This window comes from Pseudomonas sp. P4_C4, from assembly GCF_056402055.1.
Genome location: NZ_JBFUID010000070.1, coordinates 1 through 22,024, shown reverse-complemented (window position 1 = coordinate 22,024; position 22,024 = coordinate 1). Strand labels below are relative to the sequence as shown.

Below are 22,024 nucleotides of genomic sequence, written 5' to 3'. Positions count from 1 at the left end.
ATTTTTGAACAAGGAAGCTGCCATGCTCCACCCTACCCTCCGCTTTGCCGGCCTGTGCGCAGGCTTGATGATCTCCGCCAGCGCCCTGGCGCTGTCCCTCAGCGACCTGTCGCAAAAAGACGCCACCGGCGGGCTCAAGGACGCACTGACCCAAGGTGCTCAACTGGCCGTAAAACAGCTCGGCACCCCGGGCGGCTTCAGCAACAACCCGGACGTGAAAATCGAACTGCCGGGCAAACTGGGCAAGGTCGCCAGCAAAATGAAACAGTTCGGCATGGGCGATCAGGTCGATGAGCTGGAAGCCAGCATGAACAAGGCAGCCGAAACTGCCGTCACCCAGGCCCAGCCAATCCTTGTCGATGCCGTGAAAAAAATGACCGTTGAAGACGCCAAAGGCATCCTCAGCGGCGGCAACGACTCGGCCACCCAATACCTGAACAAGACCAGCCGCGAACAGATCCGCGCCAAGTTCTTGCCCATCGTCAAGCAAGCCACCGACAAGGTTGGCCTGGCCCAACAGTACAACTCATTTGCCGGGCAAGCGGCGACCATGGGCGTAGTGGATGCGAAAAACGCCAACGTCGAAAACTACGTCACCGAGCAGGCCTTGAATGGCTTGTTCGAAATGATCGGCAAACAGGAAGAAACCATCCGCCAGAACCCGGCGGCTGCGGCGACCAGTTTGGCGAAGAAGGTGTTTGGTACGCTCTGAGCCGCGACACAAAACCTGTGGGAGCAGGCTTGCTCCCACAAAGGTTCAGGCCGCTGATACGGGTCTTAGAAAGAACACCCACTCCCGCCCAATCTTGCGTTTCTCGAACAACTTCAACGCGACCAGCCCATTTAGCGTGGCTGACGCCGTGTTGTAGGAACAACCCAGATTCTCCTTCACATTGACCGCCGTGAACTCCTTGGCCATTCCGCTCCTGGCCACTTGAAACAACGCCCGCTGTTTCTCGGTGAGCTGGTCGAGAAAACCACTTTCACGCAACCAGCAATCAAATTACTGCGCATCGTCCAGATTTTTCCGATACACCCCGGTAAAACTGCCTACAGCCCGCAACACCACCGAACACTGGAAATCGATGAAGTACGTCAGATCCAGGTCATCCGCCTCGGTATTCAAATACGACCACCCGTACTTCAATGGCGCATTGCGCAACAAAACACTGATGGCGATGTAGCGAAACGCCGAGAAGTCATTTTTGAACATGAACCAGTAAAACAACGCGCGCGCTACCCGACCGTTGCCGTCGCGAAAAGGATGCTCGTAACCCAAGACAAAATGCAGCGCGATGGCTTTGATCAATGGATGAAGGTAGTCCGCTTGATGAGGGTTGTTGTGAGGTTGGTTGATCCACTTGGCCAGCACCTGAAAACGTGACACGAGCCCTGTTGCAGGCGGTGGCGAATGCACGGTGTTGCCCTGGCCATCCTGGACTACGACGTCATCGTTGGTCCTGAATGCTCCAGGCGAGTACCGCGAATCGTCGATACCCTCGACGCCAACTCGATGCATGGCTGCAATCAGCTCAACGCTCAGTGGCTCGTAACGCTGCTCCCAGGCGAAGTTCATCATCTTGAAGTTACCGATGACCATTCGCTCATCCGGCGTGCGCGGCGAGCGATGACGCTTAAGCATGTCCTTGGCCACCCGCGTCGTGGTGGCCGCACCTTCGAGCTGGCTGCTGCTGATGGCCTCGTCTTCGATCAGATCATTGAGCAAATAGCTGAAATGAGCGCGCTCGCCAATCTGGCCGGTCATGTATTCCAGCACTGCGGTTGTCGCCTGACGATCCACTACGGAAATGGCTTTTTGCGCCTGCGGCGTCAGCATGAATTTCAGCCAGCACGCTGGTTCACCCAATGGCAAAAGGCTCGAATACTGTGCAGTCCGCGCTTTCTTGACCAAGGCCCAGCACAGGTTTGAATCCAGCCCAGGGGCCCAGCGGTAGCGCAATGAATCGAATGGCAGGTAACGCCCCTGATCGTCCAGGGGCTTGAGCAAGGCGAGGTATTGCGAAAGGCGTTCCTTGTGGGGTGATCGCAACAGCCGATCAAACACCGGATCGGACMGCCCTCTCAATGTGGGTGGATTTTTCATGGCGCTGTCTCAAACATGCGTGAAACCGGGCTCTGAGTACAACACCTGAGCTTTTTAGCCTCAATATCAGACGGGTCCGAGATCAATGTAGGAACAATGAATGCCCGCTGGCCGGTACAGGCTCAGCGGGCTTTTTCCTTTTGCTATTGCTGCGGATCCAGCTGATCGAGGACGCGATTCACTGATAGCTGCGCCAGGACAATCATCTGCTGAATACCGAGCACCAGATTGCAGGTTGGGCCGGTCAGGATGGACGACAGTTCGGTTGCCATTACATTGGCTGAGGCAAGGGTTTCGTAGGCGTGGACAAGGAGGGTTTCGGAATTGACGCCTGGGCGGATGGTGAAAATTGGGCAGGGGCGGTATGAAGTTCTCGTTTGCTTTTCGGATTCGGAGGCAGAGTATTCAGGACTGTCTTTGATCATTTTGCGAAGCTCCCAAAGTAGGCGCCTAACGACTATTCGCGGGCTTGCAGTCCCGGCCGCTGAATTGGCAGCGACGGGAAAAGGCTAGAGATCGTGCTTCCGACGGGCAAGCTGAAAGTCTTGTGGGAATGGTCTGAATGTTTGATTGGGCGATAAACACTTTTGACTGATAAGCCGTCATCGCGAGCAGGCTCGCTCCTACAATTGGATCGGGTACATCTGTGAGGGATTGGTCGGCTGGCAGGCCGCCATCGCAGGCAAGCCAGCTCCCACAATTTGACCGAGTACATTCGGTAGAAACAGGTCGGCTGTCAGGCCGCCTTCGCAGGCAAGCCAGCTCCCACAATTTGACCGAGTACATTCGGTAGAAAAAGGTCGGCTATCAGGCCGCCTTCGCGAGCAGGCTCGCTCCCACAGTTTGAAATGCGTACGAAAGAAATAAACAGGTCGGCCGGTAGGCCGCCTCGGCTGCTTTTGATCTGCCCGCCCCCTCGGAAGGCTGAGTGGAGGTGTTCATCCGGGGACTGGCGCGCAGCGCCGTTCGACGCAGTCGAACTCATTGCATGTAGGTCGAAGCGAAGCCGACCGGAGGGCAATGCCCCCGGATGAATGCCGGAGCGAAGGAACCCCGAGCCTAAGCGAGGGGCTGGACGTTCGGGGCGAGCGCTTTTTTTGCTTACTTTTTTTGAGGCGCTTGTTAAAAAAAGTGAGTCGCCGTAAGGGCGAAACCATAAGTGGCCGTTACCGCAGAAACGGATATGTACTCAATCACCCAAGAATCTGGTCGGCCCGAAGGCCGCCAAGGTCAGACCCTCAAACCGACTCTTTGCGAACCCGAAACCAAGCGGCATAAAGGGCAGGCAAAAACAAAAGCGTCAACGCAGTGGCAACGATCAACCCCCCCATGATCGCCACCGCCATCGGCCCGAAAAACACACTGCGCGACAAAGGAATCATCGCCAGCACCGCCGCCAGCGCCGTCAACACAATCGGCCGGAACCGCCGCACCGTCGCCTCGATGATCGCCTGCCAAGGCTTGAGCCCGGCGGCGATATCCTGCTCGATCTGATCCACCAGAATCACCGAGTTACGCATGATCATCCCGGACAACGCGATGGTCCCCAGCATAGCCACGAAACCAAACGGCTGGCGGAACACCAGCAAGAACAGCGTGACACCAATTAGCCCCAGCGGTGCCGTCAGAAACACCATCGCCGTACGCGAGAAACTTCGCAGTTGCAGCATCAGCAAGGTCAACACCACCACGATGAATAACGGCACGCCGGCTTTCACCGAATTCTGTCCGCGCGCGGAGTCCTCCACCGTGCCGCCGACATCCAGCAAGTAGCCGTCGGGCAGTTCGGCGCGGATCGGATCGAGGGTCGGCATGATCTGCTGCACCAGCGTCGCCGGTTGCTCCTTGTCATAGATGTCGGCGCGAACCGTCACGTTGGGCAGGCGATTGCGGTGCCAGATGATGCCCTCTTCGAAGCCGTACTCCAAGGTCGCGATCTGCGACAGCGCGACGCTGCGACCGTTATCGGTCGGTACCGCCAGGCTCGGCAGCAACGACAGTTCGGTGCGCTCATGCAAGGTGCCGCGCAGCAGGATCTCGATCAACTCGTTGTCTTCGCGGTACTGGCTGACGCTGGAACCGGTCAGGGAGCTTTGCAGGAACCTCGACAGGTTCGCCGTGCTCACGCCCAGCGCCCGCGCGCGGTCCTGATCGATGTTCAGGTACACCACCTTGCTCGGTTCTTCCCAGTCCAGGTGGACGTTGACCACATGCGGGTTCTCGCGCACCTTGGCCGCGACTTTGCGCGCCAGCGCCCGCACCTCCTCGATGTGCTCCCCGGTCACGCGGAACTGCACCGGGTAACCAACCGGCGGACCGTTTTCCAGACGCGTGACCCGCGAGCGCAAGGCCGGGAATTGTTCATTGAGCGTGGCGATCAACCAGATGCGCAGGGCCTCGCGTTCCTCGATGTTTTTTGCCAGGACGACAAACTGGGCGAAGCTCGCCGCCGGCAGTTGCTGATCCAGCGGCAGGTAAAAACGCGGCGAACCGGTACCGACGTAGGCCACGTAATTGTCGATCCCCGCCTTGTCCTTGAGCAGCGCCTCGAGGCGTTTGACCTCGTCGGCGGTATTGCTCAGCGAAGCGCCTTCGGCCAGTTTCAGGTCGACCATCAACTCCAGGCGACCCGATGCCGGGAAGAACTGCTGCGGCACAAACTTGAACAGCACGATGGAGGCGATGAACAACAGCACGGTCGCCAGGATCACGGTTTTGCGCCAGCGTACGCACCACTCCACCAGACGCCGGACGCGCTGATAAAACGGTGTGCCATACGGATCGGGCTGACCGGTACCGTGTTTGGCGGCGTGAATCTTCGCCAGGTCCGGCAGGAGTTTTTCCCCCAGATACGGCACGAAAACCACGGCGGCCACCCACGACGCCAACAGCGCGATGGTGACCACCTCGAAGATCGAACGGGTGTATTCGCCCGTGCCCGATTGCGCCGTGGCGATCGGCAGGAAACCGGCCGCAGTGATCAGCGTACCGGTGAGCATCGGGAACGCGGTACTGGTCCAGGCATAACTCGCTGCTTTGACCCGGTCGAAACCCTGCTCCATTTTGATCGCCATCATTTCCACGGCGATGATCGCGTCGTCCACCAGCAAACCCAGGGCCAGCACCAGCGCGCCAAGGGAGATCTTGTGCAAGCCGATGCCCAGGTAATACATGCACGCGAACGTCATCGCCAGCACCAGCGGAATCGCCAGGGCCACCACCATGCCGGTGCGCACACCCAGGGAGAAGAAGCTCACCAGCAACACAATGGCCAGCGCCTCGACCAGTACTTGCACGAACTCGCCGACACCGGTTTTCACCGCGGCCGGTTGGTCGGAGACTTTGCGCAACTCCATACCGGCCGGGAGGTTTTTCTGGATGCGGGCGAACTCGACTTCCAGCGCCTTGCCCAGCACCAGAATGTCACCGCCATCCTTCATCGCCACCGCCAGGCCAATGGCGTCTTGCGCCATGAAGCGCATGCGCGGTGCCGGTGGATCATTGAAACCACGGCGCACGTCGGCCACGTCGGAGATGCGGAAGGTGCGATCACCGACGCGGATCGGGAAGTTCTTGATCTCGTCGACCGTCTGAAAATTCCCCGTCACCCGTAGCTGCAAGCGCTCGCTGCTGGTTTCGAAGAAACCCGCCGTGGACATCGCGTTCTGTTCTTCAAGGGCCTGCTGGACGGCCGCCAGCGGCAAGCCGAGGGTGGCGAGCTTGACGTTGGAGAGTTCGATCCAGACTTTCTCGTCCTGCAACCCCAGCAGTTCGACCTTGCCCACATCCTTGACCCGCTGCAGCTGGATCTGGATGCGGTCGGCATAATCCTTGAGCACGGCGTAGTCGAACCCCGCGCCGGTCAGGGCGTAGATATTGCCGAAAGTGGTGCCGAATTCATCGTTGAAGAACGGCCCCTGAATCCCCGGCGGCAGGGTATGACGGATGTCGCTGATCTTCTTGCGCACCTGATACCAGAGGTCCGGGATCTCCACCGAATGCATGGAGTCGCGAGCGATGAAGGTGACTTGTGATTCGCCTGGACGGGAGAACGACACGATGCGCTCGTACTCGCCGGTTTCCATCAGTTTCTTTTCGATGCGTTCGGTGACCTGGCGCGAGACTTCCTCGGCGGTCGCTCCCGGCCAGTTGGTGCGAATCACCATGGCCTTGAAGGTGAACGGCGGGTCCTCGCTCTGGCCGAGCTTGGTGTAGGAAAGTGCGCCGACAATGGCCAGCAACAGCATCAGGAACAGGACGATCTGGCGATTACGCAGCGCCCACTCGGAAACGTTGAAGCGCATCGGGGCTTACTCCTTGTCCGCCAGATTGACCACGCGATTGGAGCGATCCACCGGGCGCACCTGCTGCCCTTCGAGAAGCACATGGACACCGGCGGCCACCACCCAGTCGCTGGCGTTGAGCCCTTCAAGCACCGGTACGGTTTTCTCGCCAAAGGCACCGATTCGCACCGGGGTTCTCTTCAAGGTGTTGTTGGCACTGACGACCCAGACATAGGTCACGCCGTTTTCTGCAGTCAGCGCAGACAGCGGAACGGACAGAGGGACCACGTCGGCGGCCTGCACGAACACCCGGGCGCTCTGCCCCAGTTCCACCGGAACCTTGCCGGATGCGAAGGCGATGCGCGCCGCGAACGTGCGGGACTTTGGATCGGCCGCTGGGGACAGCTCACGGATACGCCCTTCGAAACGCTGGTCGGGCTGGGTCCAGAGCTCTACCGAGACCGGTTCACCGACCTTGAAGCGGCCGAAGTTCTGCTCCGGCAGGCTGATCAACACTTCGCGCTCACCATCGGTCGCCAGTGTGAACACCGTTTGCCCGGCGGCCACGACTTGCCCGACCTCCACCAGACGCTTGGCCACGACGCCGTCCTGCGGCGCACGCAACACGGCGTAGCTGGCCTGGTTATTGGAAACGTTGAATTTGGCTTTGATTTGCTTGAGGCGCGCTTCGCCGGAGCGGTAGAGGTTTTCGGCGTTGTCGTACTGCGAGCGGCTGACCAGTTGGCGTTCCATCAGGGTCTTGTAGCGATCACGCTCGGAACGCACCAGGTTCAGATTGGCTTCAGCGGCGGCGACCTGGGCCCGGGTGGCCTCCAGTTGCAGGCGCACGTCCTGAGGGTCGAGCTCCGCCAAGGGTTGATCGGCCTTGACCCGCTGCCCCTCCTCGACCAGTCGTCGGCTGACTTTACCGCCGATACGGAACGCCAAGTCCGGCTCATACCGCGCGCGAACTTCACCGGGATAGCTTTCCATGGCCTGCGCCGAAGGCTCTGGCTGGACCACCATGGCCGGGCGCACGCTGACTGGCGGTGCCTCTTCGTGACCACACGCAGACAATAAAAAAGCCAGGGTGACTGGCAACGCGAGGGACAAGGCATAGCGGAACATGGTGAAGGACCTTTCGCTAATGGTGCTTTGAATAATTATACTGAGCAGTATGTTATTAATAGCAAACTCACCAGTCCAGTAATAAAAACGAATATGCCAAACAATCTTTCAGCACCCAATGGCCCAGGCAGACCCAAGGATTTGGTCAAGCGCCAGGCAATTCTCGATGCGGCCAAAGCGCTGTTTCTGAGTAAGGGTTATGCCAATACCAGCATGGATGCCGTCGCAGCCGAGGCCGGTGTGTCGAAGCTGACGGTCTATAGCCACTTCAACGACAAGGAGACGCTGTTCTCCGCCGCCGTGATGGCCAAGTGCGAGGAGCAGTTGCCACCACTGTTCTTCGAATTACCGGAAGGTGTGGCGGTGGAAACCGTGCTGCTGAACATCGCGCGCGGTTTTCATCAACTGATCAACAGTGATGAATCAGTGAACCTGCACCGCTTGATGATGACCCTGGGCAGCCAGGACCCAAAGCTGTCGCAGATATTCTTCGAAGCCGGGCCGGAGCGCATGCTGCATGGCATGGAACGCCTGCTGAGCAAGATCGATGAAAGTGGCGTGCTGACCATCGACAAACCGCACAATGCGGCCGAACACTTCTTCTGCCTGCTCAAGGGCGCGGGGAATTTCCGTTTGCTGTATGGCTGCGGCGAGCCTCTGGTTGGCGAGGCGGCGGAGAGCCATGTGCGGGAGGTGGTGGGGTTGTTTATGCGGGCTTATCGGCCTGAGTGAGCCTGATGGATTGTTGGTAACCGGGCTGACGCCATCGCGAGCAGGCTCGCTCCTACACTGGCTCTATGCAACACCGCAGATCCCTGTAGGAGYGAGCCTGCTCGCGATGGGAGCAACTCGGTCTACGGCTTGAGCGCCTTCTTCGGATAGATGTCATACCGACTGGACTTGCCATCCAGCGCGTGGCTTGGCTTCGGCCCGTCGATGCACGGCGCCTTGCGCGGGCGCTTGACCACCACCCGGTGGCTGGCCAGGGCCAAGGCGGCTTCGAGCAATGCCGGCGCATCCGGGTCATCACCCACCAGCGGCCGGAACAGGCGCATTTCCTTCTTCACCAGCGCAGTTTTCTCACGATGCGGGAACATCGGGTCGAGATAGATCACCTGCGGCGGCTCGCCTTCCCAGTTGCGCATCACTTCGATCGAGTTGCCCTTGAGCAAGCGCATGCGCGCCACGATCGGCGCCACGTCGAAATCTTCCGCGCCACGGGCCAGACCGTCTTCCAGCAAGGCACCAATCAGCGGTTGACGCTCGATCAGGCTCATCTCGCAACCGAGGCTGGCCAGCACGAACGCGTCCTTGCCCAGCCCCGCCGTGGCATCCAGCACCCGCGGACGCACGCCTTGAGCGATGCCAACAGCCTTGGCGATCATCTGCCCGCTGCCGCCGCCGTACAACCGACGATGGGCCGCACCGCCTTCGACGAAGTCCACCCGCACCGGCCCCGGCGCATCCGGCCCCAGCTGTTGCAACTGCAAACCCTGGTCGCCCACCTGCAAGGCAAATTCGCCGTCCGCCACTTGCATCGGCAGGCCCAGGCGCTCGGCCCATTGCTCGGCTTGTGGCTGGAAAGCCGCGTCGAGGGCCTGGACATGGATGCGGCAGGCCGCAGGTTGATCAATCATCGGAAAACACGCTCAAAAAATTAATGATCGGCAAAAACGGCCGATAACAAAACTATCGAGCATTTTGCCAGAGCTGAGCGTCGACCGAGAGAAATGTCAGACATTCAACCCACAATCACAGGTTTTATCTCGCCCTACGGCGATTACAATCTGCGAAACACCCAGGCACTGAGCGGCGTCAGCCACATTTGGCAGGATTTCTTTGCCCGGGCGCTGGCTGAACAGTCGGGTGAAGTGCTGCCGCAATCGCTGAACTTTCCACCGGTCGATCTCGAAAGCCCTGTCGAACCGACCGTCGGCAGCGAGCTGCTGGAGCACATCGTGTCCCAGCGCGAATGCGAGGTGAAAGACAATGTAATCCGCCCGCCCGAGCCACTGTTCCTGCCGATTGCCGAATTCGAAATGGACCTGGCAGACAAACCACGCCCACCGTTCCCGACGGATGAAATCGTCGCCCAGCAAAAACAGCAAGACTTCGAAAGCGGCTGGGTTCGCCCGATCGTGCTGAAAGCCGGTCAACCGGTATACGAAGCAGGCCCTGCCCCGCAACCGCGTCCGCTGCACCTGCCCATCGCCGAATTCGAACTCGACCTGCTCGACAAGCCATTCCCGCCGTTCTCACCGGAAGAACGGGTGGAGCAGCAGAAACAACTCGATTTCGATAATGGCTGGGCCCGTCCAATCATCCTGCAGAACCTGCGTATCGCCGCCTGATCCTCAGCCGCGCCTCCTTCTCCATCCCTCAGCCTTTAAAGAACTGATTGGCCTTCTGATACGGCATCGACCGGGACGTGAAACCAAACGTGCCTGACGTCTGGATTTCTTCGGCGGCGCGGAAGAATTCACCATAGGCCGCCAATGCCAGCGCCGAACCGACGCTGATGCGTTTGACGCCCATCTCACCCAACTGCGCCACCGTCAGCTTCAAGCCACCTGACATCAACACATTCACCGGTTTTGGCGCCACGGCGCGCACCACCGCCAGCACGTCCTCGGCGCTGCGCAAGCCAGGCGCGTAGAGCACGTCGGCACCGGCCTCGGCGAATGCCTGCAAGCGGCGGATGGTGTCGGCCAGATCGGGATTGCCGTGCAGGAAGTTTTCCGCCCGGGCGGTCAATGTGAAGGGAAACGGTAAACTGCGAGCGGCGGCGACAGAGGCCTCGATTCGCGCCACAGCATGTTCGAAACAGTAGATCGGGCCTTCTTCGCGGCCGGTGGCATCTTCGATCGAGCCACCGACGGCTCCGGCCTCTGCCGCGCGCAAGATACTTTTCGCGCAGTCGGCCGGGTTGTCGGCAAAGCCGTTTTCCAGGTCCACGGCAACCGGCAGGTCGGTGGCGGTGACAATCGCCTGAACGTTCATCAGGGTGTCGTCGAGGGTCAATCCGCCATCGGCACGGCCCTGGGAAAAGGCATAACCGGCACTGGTGGTCGCCAGCGCCTGGAAGCCGAGGCTAGCGAGTATTTTCGCCGAACCGGCATCCCACGGATTGGGAATCACAAATGCGCCGGGGCGCTCATGAAGGGCTTTGAACGCCTGGGCTCGAAGGGTTTGCGCATCCATTGGGCAGGCTCCTTAAGGGGGAAAGAATCCGCCTCAGAGCAGGCCAAGTTGCTCGATGGCGGGTTCTCTGTATAGCTCAGGCAGCGCCGGCAAGCCAGGCAAACGCAGCATCAGCCTGGCGTGAAAGCGCTGCGCCAGCTTCGCGGCCAGCAGGTTGTCGGCCGTGTGCAGGAAGATATACGGCGTGCGGCCTTCTTCGATCCACACCGCGATTTTTTCGACCCAGGGTTCCAGGAACGTATCGTTGGCCTCAAGCGTCGGATGGCCGATAAAACGCACCTGCGGGAATTGCGTGAATGCCGCCGGACGCGGCGGTACACGGGGTTTCTTCGATTGGGCGTGGAGCACCGAGGGCTCGGTCGAGGTGCAACTGAACAGCGCACGGGGATCGAGACAGATGCGTTCGACTCCGCGATCCAGCAGCAGACGATTGAGCATTCGCTCGCTGTCACCCTTGGCGAAAAACTCGTCATGCCGCACTTCCACGGCCAGCGGCCGCTGCAGGGCATCAATAAATCCGGCCAGTTCGGGCAATCGTTGGGGCGTGAAGCTTTTCGACAACTGCAACCACAGTGGCGACACCCGCTCACCGAGAGGGCTGAGCAATTGCACGAAGGTTTCGGCGGCGGTCAACTGCTCGCGCAGGTCTCCACCGTGGCTGATCTCGCCGGGAAACTTGGCGGTAAAGCGAAAGTGTTCGGGCATGGTCTCGGCCCAACGCTGCACGGTGCTGGCAGCCGGGCTCGCATAGAAGGTCGTGTTGCCTTCCACGGCATTGAAAACCTGGGAATAGAGATCAAGAAAATTGGCAGGTTTGGCGTCCGGCGGATACAGGTAGTCGCGCCAGGCGTTCTCGCTCCAGGAAGGACAACCGAGGTAATACGGCAGCAACATCAGATGTACAGGTCGAGACCCAGGACATCCGCTTCCCAATCGACGAAACCGGCGGTGCTCAGGTAGCTGGCCAGGGCTGTCGCCACGCTTTTGCTCATGGCACGGTGGTAAATCAGATCTTGCTGACGGGCGGGGAGATTGCTCAGTTTTTGCGCAGAGGCTTTGGCAGCGCGGGCAGCCACTTGCTCTTCAGTCGGGAATTCCAGCTCGCCTTCGATATCAATGGCGTCGTCTTCCACCACGCGGCCTTGGCGAGGTTTGCGCTTGATGGGGTAGGACTGAGAGGAGGCGCCGTCTATACGCATGCGTGCATACTCGGAATCAGTGATGGCAGTTTAGTGGCGCATTTCCCACATCGCAAACCGCCGAGTGATAACTAGAACACATAAAAGGCAAAAGGTTTAAAAGCCGGGGTTAGAAAATCACGATTGGTGAAAACCGGTAGATCGCATCGCGAGCAAGCTCGCTCCCACAGGGATTTGCGCAGAACCTGTGGGAGCGAGCTTGCTCGCGATTGGACCAGCCCGGTCCAGCAAATTATCGAGCTTTAGGCGTCGCCACTTTATCGCGCAGATAAACCGGCTGCGCCTCATCAGCCACGATCGCCTCGCCGCGCTCCCAGGCAAATCGCGCCAGGGTCAGCAGGTCTTCGGCGTGGGGCAACATGCCCGCGTCCTGCCCGCTCAGGCTGACGGCGATACGCTCGCCATAGCCCCATCCGGTGCCTGCACCGAACCACTCGCCGCTGGCATCGGCCGGCAATCCAGCGGACTCCGGCGGCAGTACCGCTTCCGCACCCACCAGGCGCATTTCCCCGGCCGTTTCGCGGTAGCAACCCCAATACACTTCATCCATGCGCGCATCGATGGCGGCGGCGACCTGAGTGGCGCCGTGTTCGCGCAATGCACGTTGCGCCAGCACGGCCAGGTTCGACACCGGCAACACCGGGCGATCCAGGGCAAACGCCAGGCCTTGCACCACGCCGATGGCAATGCGCACGCCGGTGAAAGCGCCCGGGCCACGGCCAAACGCGATGGCATCGACCGCTTGCAGGGTGGTGCCAGCATCGGCCAGCAACTGCTTGATCATCGGCAACAGCTTCTGCGCGTGCAGGCGCGGGATCACCTCGTAATGGCTCGTGACCTTGCCGTCATGCAGCAAGGCAACGGAGCAAGCTTCAGTCGCGGTGTCCAGGGCCAGCAAGGTGCTCATCGATGTATCCACAAGAGAGGTCAGAAAAAGTGCGTCAGTATAAACAACTACGGCCCGCAAGCGGGCCGTGGATGATGTAGCAGATCAGACTTTTCAGCTCAGGGCCGCAAGCACCTTGGCGGTGATCGCTTCAACCGAACCGACGCCTTCGATGTGGCTGTACTGCGGCTTGCCATTGGCAGCCGACAGTTTCTGGTAGAAGTCCACCAGCGGCTTGGTCTGGGAGTGGTAGACCGACAGGCGATGACGCACGGTTTCTTCGGTGTCGTCCTTGCGCTGTACCAGCTCTTCACCGGTGATGTCGTCTGTGCCAGCTACTTTCGGCGGGTTGTAGACGATGTGGTACACGCGGCCGCTGGCCTCGTGAACACGACGACCGGCGATACGCTGGACGATTTCTTCGTCTTCGACGGCGATTTCAACCACCGCATCGAGCTCGACGCCGGCAGTCACCAGGGCTTCAGCCTGGGGAATGGTGCGCGGGAAGCCGTCGAACAGGAAACCGTTGGCGCAGTCGGACTGGGCGATGCGGTCCTTGACCAGTGCGATGATCAGGTCATCGGACACCAGGCCACCGGCATCCATGATGCTTTTAGCCTTGATGCCCAACTCGGTGCCGGCCTTGACCGCTGCACGCAGCATGTCGCCGGTGGAGATTTGTGGAATGCCGAATTTTTCGGTGATGAACTTAGCCTGAGTACCTTTACCGGCCCCGGGAGCTCCCAGCAGAATGACGCGCATCGATGTGCTCCTCAATTTTTTATATGGATAACGTCAGATTCGCCTCGTGGGGCCAATCTCAAAAATAGGGTCGTGACCGCCCAAACGGCCAAAGGCTGATCAAGATACACAGCAGGGTGCGCCCACACAAGACGCCAAAAGTCGGAGAAACCGCTGCCTCTTGCGACCATTGCGCGCAGTTTGCCAAGTCGCAACCCCATCATTAACTGTCGCCTGACAGCACTTTTCAACCCGTCATACGGCGGCATCCGGCTCACCTGCCGGATGCCTGACCCCACGGCAAAAATCTTAGCCGGTGTTACGCAAACCGGCGGCAATCCCCGCCACAGACACCAGCAAGGCCTGTTCTACCGGGCTGCCCTGCGCCACGTCCTGCACTCTTGAACGGGCCAGCAACTCGGCCTGCAATAGATGAAGCGGGTCGAGGTAAGTGTTGCGCAAGCGGATGAACTCAAGGGTCGCCGGGCTATGTGCCAGCAGCTGCGACTGCCCGGTCAGGCCGAGAACGATGGTGCACGCCTGCGACAATAGGTCGCGTAAGTGCGCACCCAATGGCAACAGATTCGGCTCCACCAGACGCTCATCGTAGGACTGGGCAATGTCGGCATCGGCCTTGGCCAGGACCATTTCCAGCATGTCGATGCGGGTGCGGAAGAACGGCCACTGCTCACGCATCTGCCCCAGCAGTTCGCCTTCGCCGCGCTCCAGGGCTTTGCTCAGGGCGGCTTCCCAACCCAGCCAGGCCGGCAGCATCAGGCGCGTTTGGGTCCAGCCGAAAATCCACGGAATCGCCCGCAGGCTTTCGATCCCCCCGGCTCGACGCTTGGCCGGACGACTGCCCAGTGGCAAACGGCCGAGCTCCTGTTCCGGCGTGGACTGGCGGAAATACTCCACGAACTGCGGATTTTCCCGCACCACGGCGCGGTAAGCGCTGACACCGTCTGCCGCCAGTTCGTCCATCAAATGGCGCCACTCGGGCGTAGGTGGCGGCGGCGGCAGCAAGGTCGCCTCCAGCACGGCGGCCAGGTACAGGTTGAGGTTCTGTTCGGCGATGTCCGGCAGGCCGAATTTGAATCGAATCATTTCGCCCTGTTCGGTGGTGCGGAAACGACCCGCCACCGAACCCGGTGGCTGCGACAGGATCGCCGCATGGGCCGGGCCGCCGCCTCGCCCCACGGTGCCGCCGCGACCGTGGAACAACAGCAGTTCCACTTGCTGCGCACGACAGATGTCCACCAAACGCTCCTGTGCCCGGTACTGCGCCCAGGCCGCCGCCGTGGTGCCGGCGTCCTTGGCCGAGTCGGAGTAGCCGATCATCACTTCCTGCGGCCCTTGCAGGCGCGCGCGATAGCCCGGCAACAGCAGCAGCTTTTCGATCACCGGGCCGGCATTGTCGAGGTCGGCGAGGGTTTCAAACAGCGGCACCACGCGCATCGGCCGCAACACACCGGACTCTTTGAGCAACAACTGCACGGCGAGTACATCGGAAGCCGCACCGGCCATGGAAATCACATAGGAACCGAGGGATGCCTCTGGCGCAGCGGCGACTTCCCGGCAGGTCGCCAAGACCTCGGCGGTGTCGGCGGAAGGTTTGAAGTACGCCGGCAACAAGGGACGACGATTGCTCAATTCGCGCATCAGAAAGGCGATGCGCTCTTCCTCGCTCCAGTCCTCGTAGCTTCCCAGACCAAGGTAGTCGGTGATTTCGGTCATTGCCGCGGTGTGCCGCGACGAGTCCTGGCGCACATCCAGACGAACCAGGAACAGACCGAACGTCACTGCCCGGCGCAGGCAATCGAGCAACGGCCCGTCGGCGATCACGCCCATGCCGCACTCGTGCAAAGAGTGGTAGCAAAGCTCCAGCGGATCGAGCAGTTCGCGATTGTCTTGCAGCACATCGGTCGGTGCCGGGATCGACGTCGACAAGGCGGCGTGTGCCCAGTTGCGCGTCGCCCGCAGGCGTTCGCGCAGCTGTTTGAGCACGGCCCGGTAAGGTTCGGCGCTGTCACCCGCCTTGGCCTTCAATTCATCGCTGGCCTGCTGCATCGACAGTTCAGCGGCGAGGCGATCGACATCCCGAAGGTACAAATCGGCCGCCATCCAACGCGCCAAGAGTAAAACTTCACGGGTGACCGCAGCGGTCACGTTGGGGTTGCCGTCGCGGTCGCCGCCCATCCACGAGGCGAAACGAATCGGTGCCGCCTCCAGTGGCAAGCGCAGGCCGGTGGCGGTGTGCAGGGCCTGATCGGCCTTGCGCAGATAATTGGGAATGGCCTGCCACAGCGAATGCTCGATCACCGCGAAACCCCACTTGGCTTCGTCCACCGGCGTCGGACGCGTGCGGCGAATTTCTTCGGTGTGCCAGGCTTCGGCGATCAGGCGTTGCAAGGTGATCTTGATCTGCTCGCGCTCGGCACTGGTCAGGTCACGGTGATCCTGCGCCGCCAATTGCGCAGCGATGGCGTCGTACTTCTGGATCAGCGTGCGGCGTGCTACTTCGGTGGGATGCGCCGTGAGTACCAGCTCGATCTCCAGCCGGCCCAGTTGCCGGGCCAGCGCGTCGGCGCCATGCCCCTCGGCGCGCAGACGCGCGAGCAACTCCGGCAGCACCCGGGCTTCGAACGGCGCCTCTTGGGATTCCTCGCGGCGGTGAATCAACTGATATTGCTCGGCGATATTGGCCAGGTTGAGAAACTGGTTGAACGCCCGCGCCACCGGCAGCAATTCGTCTTCGGTCAATTGGTTGAGGCTGGCACTGAGTTCGGCGTCCATGGAGCCGCGCCGGTCAGCCTTGGCGCCCTTGCGGATCTGCTCGATCTTGTCGATAAAACCCTCGCCATATTGCTCACGAATGGTGTTGCCCAACAGCTCACCCAGCAGGTGAACGTCCTCGCGCAAGCGTGCATCAATATCGGTCATCAGCAGGTCTCCAGCAAAAATCCGGGCGGCTAAGAACCTAAAGAGTGCCGCCCCAGACGGGTTCTTACAAGCAAGACGACGAAGGGACTGTAAACCTTGCCTGTTGAAGCTAGTCTGAAGATAAGCCGCACAATGGCTGTCGCCGGCCAATGCCGGACACTCACCCTGCCTGCCACGAGCGGGAGCGCAATGAGGTCAATATGAAAATCCGCGAGCTTGCCCACCACTGGGAAGAAAACGCCAAAGGTCGCCTGACCGACACCGGCTACTCGATTCATCTGGACGTGGAGTCTGCCGCACGGCTGGCCGCGCTCGTCGAGATGTACCCCAAGCGGCATCCCGAAGAACTGCTCGGCGACCTGATCGGCGCCGCGCTGGAAGAGCTGGAAAGAAGCTTCCCGTACGTCAAAGGTTCGACCGTGGTCGCCACCGATGAAGAAGGCGATCCACTGTACGAAGACATCGGACCGACCCCGCGCTTTCTGGCGCTGTCACGTCGGCATTTGCACGATTTGTCGGTGCCTGACGACAAACAGAAGCACTGATCGACTGCACTTTTCCAAGCTGCAAAAAATACCTGTTCCCGGGCCATCAAGGTCCGGGAATATCGCTTTGCGTCACAAAAAACCTTGATTTAGAGCCCTGCACATCTGATCACAGGTTTTTCCGTGCCGGGTCAATTTCTCTGAACTTTCAAAAAAAGCCTCGGGTCAACCCAAGTAACCACGCCTGGGACGAGTGTTTCAAAACGCCCCTCAATTGATGGTTTCAGCGCCTTGCCCAGGGTGGATTTCGACGTTTTTCAGGAGCTGGCCCAATGGAGTTGAAGACCATGAAAACCCGAACCGGAACCCCCTCATTTACCTGTTCGCAAAGCCTCAAACTGGCGGCGTTGGCCCTGGGCAGTTGCCTCGTCCTGGCCGGCTGCGCCGGTAACCCGCCGACCGAGCAGTACGCGGTCACCCAATCGGCCGTCAACGACGCCGTGAGCGCCGGTGGCACCGAGTTCGCCGCCGTGGAAATGAAGTCGGCCCAGGACAAGCTCAAGCAAGCCGAAATCGCCATGCACGACAAGAAATACGACCAGGCCCGGATGCTCGCCGAACAGGCCGAGTGGGACGCTCGCGTGGCCGAGCGCAAGGCCCAGGCGATGAAGGCCGAACAATCAGTGAAGGACGCTCAGAAAGGCGTCCAGGAATTGCGTCAGGAAAGCCAGCGCACCGTTCAGTAAGCGGCGCGGCACTGCGCATTCCCACTCCACTAAAAGGACGAAATCATGAAACCTGATCAATTGATGATCCCTGCCCTGCTGGCTGTCACCGTAGTCCTGGCGGCCTGCTCCACACCACCCAACGCCAACCTTGAACAGGCCCGCACCAACTACACCGGCCTGCAAACAGATCCGCAAGCAGCCAAGGTTGCGGCCCTGGAAACCAAGGAAGCCAGCGACTATCTGGACAAGGCCGATAAGGCCTACAGGGACAAGGAGGACGCGGCCACGGTTGACCAACTTGCCTATTTGACCAACCAGCGCGTCGAAGTGGCCAAGCAGACCATCGTCCTGCGCACCGCCGAGGCCAGTCTGAAAGATACCTCGGCGCAACGGGCTCAGGCCCGCCTCGACGCCCGCGACCAGCAGATCAAACAGTTGAAGGACAGCCTAAACGCCAGGCAGACCGATCGCGGGACGCTGGTGACCTTCGGGGATGTGCTGTTCGCCACCGACAAGGCCGAGCTGAAAGCCAACGGCCTGGCGAACATCAACAAACTGGCGCAATACCTCCAGGAAAACCCCGAGCGCAAAGTGATTGTCGAGGGCTATACCGACAGCACCGGTACGGCGTCGCACAACCAGTCGCTGTCGGAGCGTCGCGCGGGCTCCGTGCGTGTGGCACTGGTGAAGATGGGCGTTGATCCGGCGCGTATCGTCGCCCAGGGTTACGGCAAAGAGTATCCGGTGGCGGATAACAGCAGCACCTCGGGCCGGGCGATGAACCGTCGGGTGGAGGTGACCATTTCCAATGACAATCAGCCGGTGATGCCGCGTTCGGCGGTGAGTTCATACACCCAATAATCAGCCACAACACAAACCAATGTGGGAGCGAGCTTGCTCGCGATGACAGCCTGACATTCAACACGTGTGTTGTCTGACACTCCGCCATCGCGAGTAAGCTCGCTCCCACAGGGGTACTTTGATAGCCACAGACCCGGTTTACTGCTCCAGCTTCTGCGGCGTCTCCTGCCCCATGCAGCGCACGGCTTTTTTCTTGCTGTCGACCAGCACGCCAGTCAGGCCTTTCTGATCCATATCGAACAGCACCAGCACGCCATCGATGCACTGCGCCACCTGGGCGGCCGGTTCCAGAGAGACTTTGTAGTCTTCGCCCGGAATGGTCTTGAGCATGGTGAATTCGTTGAGCAGCAACGCATCCTCGGGCTTGGCGAAGTGCAGGTAGCCGTACCACCACAGGGCACCGACGGTGCCGAGGATGCTGCAGATACCGGTGATGATCAGCGGGATGGCGTTACGTTCTTCACTCATTGCGGACTCTCTGGTGGTTCATCTTCAGAATTCGGGGGTGCCGGGTAATTGGGGATTTCACCCAGGCGGCGCAGGCCGTTGAAATGCTGCGGGTCATCGAGATAACGCAGCATGACTTTACGCCAGACCGGGTTGGCGAACGTCTGCACATGACCGCCACGGGTCAGTTGCAGCACCCGCGGCGGCGGCGCAGCTTGATACAACCGGATGCCGTTGGAAAGAGGCACGATCGGGTCGTCGATGCTGTGGTAGAGCAGTTTCGGCACATCTTTAAGCTGCGCCATGGAGTTGATCGCGCTGTCACCGTCCGGTACCAGCCAGGACAGTGGCACCTGGAACGTCCAGAACACCCATGAATTGCTCAACGCATACCGGCCGACACTGCGGTAACTGGCGGGGGCGCCATCGAGGACGATGGCCTTGAGCTGCTTCTGGCGTTCCGGGTGCTGAACCAGATAATGCACGGCCATCGAGCCACCGAGGCTCTGGCCGAGCAGGATCAGCGGCTTGCCTTTGACCTCCGGCGCCTGGTCGAGCCATTTGAAGGCCGCATCGATGTCCTGATAGATCGCCGGCAGGCTGGCTTCGCCTTCGGACAAGCCGTAACCGCGATAGTCCACAAGCAACACCTGGTAACCATTTTTCGGCAACCAAAAGCTCCCGCCGAGGTGCATGGGCAGGTTTCCGCCGTTGCCGTGCAAGTGCAGCACCGTGCCTTTGACCTCGACCCCCTGCTTCGCCGGCAGCCACCATGCATTCAGCTTGAGGCCATCGGCGGTGATCAGGGTGACGGTGCGGTATTCGAGCCCGGCCTTTTCCGGGGTGAACAACTGGCCGGGTTCGGGGTAGAACAGCAGTGAGCTGCAACCGTTCAAGGCCAGGAGAAGGCAGAGGATGCCGAGGATTCTCATCCGTTGAAACCTCGCAAGAAATGGGGCTGGAACTGGATCCTGTGGCAAACGATTAACCTGTGGGAGCGAGCTTGCTCGCGATAGCGGTGGTTCAGCCAACATCCATGTTGGATGTCATGCCGCCATCGCGAGCAAGCTCGCTCCCACAGGGGGGGCCAGTTGCTCACAAAATATTGGAGTAATCCGCCTCGATCCGGTCCAGGCTCAGGTGGTTGAGGAAGTTGGAGAAGCACATCCACGCCGACAGCGCATTCATGTCGCGGAACTGTTCCGGCAGGTACTTGGGCGGCACTACCAGGCCTTCGTCCACCAACTGGCGCAAGGTGCGCATGTCTTCCAGGGTGGTCTTGCCGCAGAACAACAGCGGTATCTGCTCCAGCTTGCCTTTGCGCACGGCCAGTTGAATGTAGTTGTAAATCATGATGAAGCCCTTGAGGTAGGACAAGTCTTTGGTAAATGGCAGACCTGTCGGCACCGAGCCACGGAAAACGCGACTGGCGTTGCTGTAGCTCTCGGGCATCTCGAAACCTTGCTCGCGGAAAAACTCGAACACCTGCAGGAAGTCCGCGCCCTCCTCCACCATGTGAATGGCGCGGGTGCGGTTGGTCAGTTTGCGCAGGCGGCTCGGGTACGAGGCGAAGGTTATGATTTCCATCAGGATCGCCAGGCCTTCCTGGGTCACCGTCGACGAGGGCGGGCCCTTGGCGAGGAAGGTGCAGATCGGCTGGTTCAGGCCGTTGAGGGTGGTGCCGACATGCACCAGCCCTTCATGAACTTCCAGCGCCCGCACGTCGCGCTCGTTGAACATCGCGTCGGCGCGGATCTTGATGTAGTCGGCGCCCGCCGCCGCATCGGCGACGATGCCGTCGGACTCGAACACCCGAATGGTTTCCTCGGCCTCGCCGAACACCTTGTTCAAGCGGTGTTGCAGCAGGCTGACGGCGTCCTTGGCGGTCAACGTCTTCGGTTCGTCCTTGAGGTCGCCACGGCCGTCGATGTTGTTCAGGTATTCGGACAACATCATGCCCAGGTCAGACAGCGTCGGGTCGCCGGCGTGGAATGCGTCGGACGCGGCGCCGTACAACTCCTGGGAAATCAGGCCGAAATCCTCGGTGCCACGCGCTTCGAGCATACGCACCACCATGCGGTATTCCTTGCACATGCGCCGCATGATCTGGCCGACCGGGTTGAACTGACCGAGCTGGCGGGTAATGTCGCGCTCGATGTTCTGGAACTCCAGCTTCACTTTGCTGGAATCGAACGCCAGCGGCCGGTTGAGGTAGTAGTCGCGGTCTACCGCCGGCATTTCCTTGCCCTTGGCCTTGAGGAAACCCTTGCGAATGTTGTCGTCCCATTTGACCGCATCGAGGACGCGGATCGGTGTCTGCGCCAACACGATGCGATCGGACAAAATGCGTATCGACTGTTGGTAATCGTCCACGCGAAACTCCTGTAGAAACCCGTTGGTGCCGGTTATTTGGCTTTGGCCTGACGCTGGTAGCGCACCGCTTCGACGAACACATCGGAATTGGCCGGGTCGTCGAGGTAGGCCGCGACTTGATCCATGTTGCTGTCGATCAATACGCCGTAGCCGTCGTTAGTCTGGAAGCTTTCACCGCTCAGGGCTTTTTGCTTCATGGCCTGGTTGATCTGGTCGAGGTCGAGGTTGTACACCACCAACTCATGCTTGTCGGTCAGCTCAACCCCCCCAATGGTGAAATGCCCGCCGAATTGCGCCGGCACCCTCGCCGACAGATACCAGCGATTGCCATGGCGCGACAGGGTAAACGGATAGGCTTCACGTTCCCTGGGCCTGGCCCGGTAGTAGCTGACGGCCTGATAGCGGTTGTCGCCGATGCGGGTCAGTTCGAGGTTGAGCGGCTCGCCCCAGGCATTGGTGCTGGTCCATTTGCCGAGCAATCCTTTGGGCGCGGGTTCGCTTGTGGGCAGCGGCTCCCTGAAGGTCACCAGACAGCCATTGAGCAGCAGGAACGACAAGGCGATCACAACGACACGCCAGGCTTTCATTCAATACTCCCTATGAACACACCGCTGACCTGTAGGAGCTGCCGCAGGCTGCGATCTGTTG

General features: G+C 60.2%; 20 protein-coding genes and 1 pseudogene. 6 read left to right on the top strand and 15 right to left on the bottom strand.

Annotated features, from left to right (window positions below):
• The first annotated feature begins 22 nt into the window (after positions 1-22).
• Positions 23-712, top strand: a complete 690-nt coding sequence (locus AC1DXW_RS26820; protein WP_477752373.1) for a DUF4197 domain-containing protein — start codon at positions 23-25, stop codon at positions 710-712.
• Positions 713-757: 45 nt separating this feature from the next.
• On the opposite strand, the pseudogene AC1DXW_RS26815 reads toward AC1DXW_RS26820, so the two are convergent.
• The 4 genes and pseudogenes from AC1DXW_RS26815 to AC1DXW_RS26800 form a co-directional block, all read right to left on the bottom strand.
• Positions 758-2,104, bottom strand: a pseudogene (locus AC1DXW_RS26815) (Fic family protein).
• A 143-nt stretch (positions 2,105-2,247) separates the two neighbouring features.
• Positions 2,248-2,529, bottom strand: coding sequence for a DUF6124 family protein (locus tag AC1DXW_RS26810; protein ID WP_477752372.1), 282 nt, complete (start codon positions 2,527-2,529; stop codon positions 2,248-2,250).
• 813 nt (positions 2,530-3,342) lie between these two features.
• Entirely contained in the window at positions 3,343-6,408 is a 3,066-nt protein-coding gene (locus tag AC1DXW_RS26805) for an efflux RND transporter permease subunit (RefSeq protein WP_477752371.1), read from the bottom strand.
• A gap of 6 nt (positions 6,409-6,414) precedes the next feature.
• Entirely contained in the window at positions 6,415-7,515 is a 1,101-nt protein-coding gene (locus AC1DXW_RS26800) for an efflux RND transporter periplasmic adaptor subunit (RefSeq protein ID WP_477752370.1), read from the bottom strand.
• Between the two features lie 93 nt (positions 7,516-7,608).
• On the opposite strand from AC1DXW_RS26800, the gene AC1DXW_RS26795 reads away from it, so the two are divergent.
• On the top strand, positions 7,609-8,247 hold the full coding sequence (locus AC1DXW_RS26795; protein WP_477752369.1) for a TetR/AcrR family transcriptional regulator: 639 nt from the start codon (positions 7,609-7,611) through the stop codon (positions 8,245-8,247).
• 122 nt (positions 8,248-8,369) lie between these two features.
• Here AC1DXW_RS26795 and AC1DXW_RS26790 read toward each other — a convergent pair whose 3' ends face one another.
• A complete protein-coding gene (locus AC1DXW_RS26790; protein WP_477752368.1) occupies positions 8,370-9,152 on the bottom strand; it encodes a class I SAM-dependent methyltransferase in 783 nt (260 codons plus the stop codon).
• 93 nt (positions 9,153-9,245) lie between these two features.
• Between AC1DXW_RS26790 and AC1DXW_RS26785 the strand changes: the two genes are divergently transcribed.
• On the top strand, positions 9,246-9,866 hold the full coding sequence (locus AC1DXW_RS26785; RefSeq protein WP_477752367.1) for an energy transducer TonB: 621 nt from the start codon (positions 9,246-9,248) through the stop codon (positions 9,864-9,866).
• A 28-nt stretch (positions 9,867-9,894) separates the two neighbouring features.
• On the opposite strand, the gene AC1DXW_RS26780 is transcribed toward AC1DXW_RS26785, so the two are convergent.
• From AC1DXW_RS26780 to ppc, 6 genes are all read right to left on the bottom strand, one after another.
• Complete coding sequence (locus AC1DXW_RS26780) at positions 9,895-10,716, bottom strand: isocitrate lyase/PEP mutase family protein (protein ID WP_477752366.1); 822 nt, start codon at positions 10,714-10,716, stop codon at positions 9,895-9,897.
• A 33-nt stretch (positions 10,717-10,749) separates the two neighbouring features.
• Positions 10,750-11,610, bottom strand: coding sequence for a DUF72 domain-containing protein (locus AC1DXW_RS26775; RefSeq protein ID WP_477752365.1), 861 nt, complete (start codon positions 11,608-11,610; stop codon positions 10,750-10,752).
• Entirely contained in the window at positions 11,610-11,915 is a 306-nt protein-coding gene (locus tag AC1DXW_RS26770; protein WP_477752364.1) for a hypothetical protein, read from the bottom strand. Before AC1DXW_RS26770 ends, AC1DXW_RS26775 begins: the two co-directional genes overlap by 1 nt.
• Positions 11,916-12,147: 232 nt before the next feature.
• Complete coding sequence (tsaB, locus tag AC1DXW_RS26765; protein WP_477752363.1) at positions 12,148-12,822, bottom strand: tRNA (adenosine(37)-N6)-threonylcarbamoyltransferase complex dimerization subunit type 1 TsaB; 675 nt, start codon at positions 12,820-12,822, stop codon at positions 12,148-12,150.
• 93 nt (positions 12,823-12,915) lie between these two features.
• Complete coding sequence (gene adk / locus AC1DXW_RS26760) at positions 12,916-13,563, bottom strand: adenylate kinase (protein WP_477752362.1); 648 nt, start codon at positions 13,561-13,563, stop codon at positions 12,916-12,918.
• 288 nt (positions 13,564-13,851) lie between these two features.
• The gene (gene ppc, locus AC1DXW_RS26755) at positions 13,852-16,482 is read right to left on the bottom strand and encodes a phosphoenolpyruvate carboxylase (protein ID WP_477752361.1); all 2,631 of its coding nucleotides are present in this window, start codon (positions 16,480-16,482) and stop codon (positions 13,852-13,854) included.
• A 200-nt stretch (positions 16,483-16,682) separates the two neighbouring features.
• Here ppc and AC1DXW_RS26750 point away from each other — a divergent pair, with 200 nt between their 5' ends.
• From AC1DXW_RS26750 to lptF, 3 genes are all read left to right on the top strand, one after another.
• Positions 16,683-17,027 carry a pilin assembly protein gene (locus tag AC1DXW_RS26750; protein ID WP_414873990.1) on the top strand — a complete coding sequence of 115 codons (345 nt, stop codon included), beginning with the start codon at positions 16,683-16,685 and terminating at the stop codon, positions 17,025-17,027.
• Between the two features lie 272 nt (positions 17,028-17,299).
• Positions 17,300-17,713 carry a DUF4398 domain-containing protein gene (locus AC1DXW_RS26745; protein ID WP_223458323.1) on the top strand — a complete coding sequence of 138 codons (414 nt, stop codon included), beginning with the start codon at positions 17,300-17,302 and terminating at the stop codon, positions 17,711-17,713.
• A gap of 45 nt (positions 17,714-17,758) precedes the next feature.
• Entirely contained in the window at positions 17,759-18,556 is a 798-nt protein-coding gene (lptF, locus tag AC1DXW_RS26740) for a lipotoxin F family OmpA-related lipoprotein LptF (protein ID WP_477760676.1), read from the top strand.
• Positions 18,557-18,694: 138 nt separating this feature from the next.
• Here lptF and AC1DXW_RS26735 read toward each other — a convergent pair whose 3' ends face one another.
• From AC1DXW_RS26735 to AC1DXW_RS26720, 4 genes are all read right to left on the bottom strand, one after another.
• A complete protein-coding gene (locus AC1DXW_RS26735; RefSeq protein ID WP_477752359.1) occupies positions 18,695-19,024 on the bottom strand; it encodes a hypothetical protein in 330 nt (109 codons plus the stop codon).
• Positions 19,021-19,935, bottom strand: coding sequence for an alpha/beta hydrolase (locus tag AC1DXW_RS26730; protein ID WP_477752358.1), 915 nt, complete (start codon positions 19,933-19,935; stop codon positions 19,021-19,023). Before AC1DXW_RS26730 ends, AC1DXW_RS26735 begins: the two co-directional genes overlap by 4 nt.
• 163 nt (positions 19,936-20,098) lie before the next feature.
• Positions 20,099-21,376 (bottom strand): flavohemoglobin expression-modulating QEGLA motif protein, encoded by a 1,278-nt coding sequence (locus tag AC1DXW_RS26725; RefSeq protein WP_477752357.1) that lies wholly within the window; start codon positions 21,374-21,376, stop codon positions 20,099-20,101.
• A 32-nt stretch (positions 21,377-21,408) separates the two neighbouring features.
• On the bottom strand, positions 21,409-21,963 hold the full coding sequence (locus tag AC1DXW_RS26720) for a hypothetical protein (protein WP_477752356.1): 555 nt from the start codon (positions 21,961-21,963) through the stop codon (positions 21,409-21,411).
• Positions 21,964-22,024: the final 61 nt, after the last annotated feature.

Coding starts and splice junctions, on each gene's coding strand:
- AC1DXW_RS26820 (WP_477752373.1), top strand. CDS start 23: ATGCTCCACCCTACCCTCCGCTTTGCCGGCCTGTGCGCAGGCTTGATG.
- AC1DXW_RS26810 (WP_477752372.1), bottom strand. CDS start 2,529: ATGATCAAAGACAGTCCTGAATACTCTGCCTCCGAATCCGAAAAGCAA.
- AC1DXW_RS26805 (WP_477752371.1), bottom strand. CDS start 6,408: ATGCGCTTCAACGTTTCCGAGTGGGCGCTGCGTAATCGCCAGATCGTC.
- AC1DXW_RS26800 (WP_477752370.1), bottom strand. CDS start 7,515: ATGTTCCGCTATGCCTTGTCCCTCGCGTTGCCAGTCACCCTGGCTTTT.
- AC1DXW_RS26795 (WP_477752369.1), top strand. CDS start 7,609: ATGCCAAACAATCTTTCAGCACCCAATGGCCCAGGCAGACCCAAGGAT.
- AC1DXW_RS26790 (WP_477752368.1), bottom strand. CDS start 9,152: ATGATTGATCAACCTGCGGCCTGCCGCATCCATGTCCAGGCCCTCGAC.
- AC1DXW_RS26785 (WP_477752367.1), top strand. CDS start 9,246: ATGTCAGACATTCAACCCACAATCACAGGTTTTATCTCGCCCTACGGC.
- AC1DXW_RS26780 (WP_477752366.1), bottom strand. CDS start 10,716: ATGGATGCGCAAACCCTTCGAGCCCAGGCGTTCAAAGCCCTTCATGAG.
- AC1DXW_RS26775 (WP_477752365.1), bottom strand. CDS start 11,610: ATGTTGCTGCCGTATTACCTCGGTTGTCCTTCCTGGAGCGAGAACGCC.
- AC1DXW_RS26770 (WP_477752364.1), bottom strand. CDS start 11,915: ATGCGTATAGACGGCGCCTCCTCTCAGTCCTACCCCATCAAGCGCAAA.
- tsaB (WP_477752363.1), bottom strand. CDS start 12,822: ATGAGCACCTTGCTGGCCCTGGACACCGCGACTGAAGCTTGCTCCGTT.
- adk (WP_477752362.1), bottom strand. CDS start 13,563: ATGCGCGTCATTCTGCTGGGAGCTCCCGGGGCCGGTAAAGGTACTCAG.
- ppc (WP_477752361.1), bottom strand. CDS start 16,482: ATGACCGATATTGATGCACGCTTGCGCGAGGACGTTCACCTGCTGGGT.
- AC1DXW_RS26750 (WP_414873990.1), top strand. CDS start 16,683: ATGAAAATCCGCGAGCTTGCCCACCACTGGGAAGAAAACGCCAAAGGT.
- AC1DXW_RS26745 (WP_223458323.1), top strand. CDS start 17,300: ATGGAGTTGAAGACCATGAAAACCCGAACCGGAACCCCCTCATTTACC.
- lptF (WP_477760676.1), top strand. CDS start 17,759: ATGAAACCTGATCAATTGATGATCCCTGCCCTGCTGGCTGTCACCGTA.
- AC1DXW_RS26735 (WP_477752359.1), bottom strand. CDS start 19,024: ATGAGTGAAGAACGTAACGCCATCCCGCTGATCATCACCGGTATCTGC.
- AC1DXW_RS26730 (WP_477752358.1), bottom strand. CDS start 19,935: ATGAGAATCCTCGGCATCCTCTGCCTTCTCCTGGCCTTGAACGGTTGC.
- AC1DXW_RS26720 (WP_477752356.1), bottom strand. CDS start 21,963: ATGAAAGCCTGGCGTGTCGTTGTGATCGCCTTGTCGTTCCTGCTGCTC.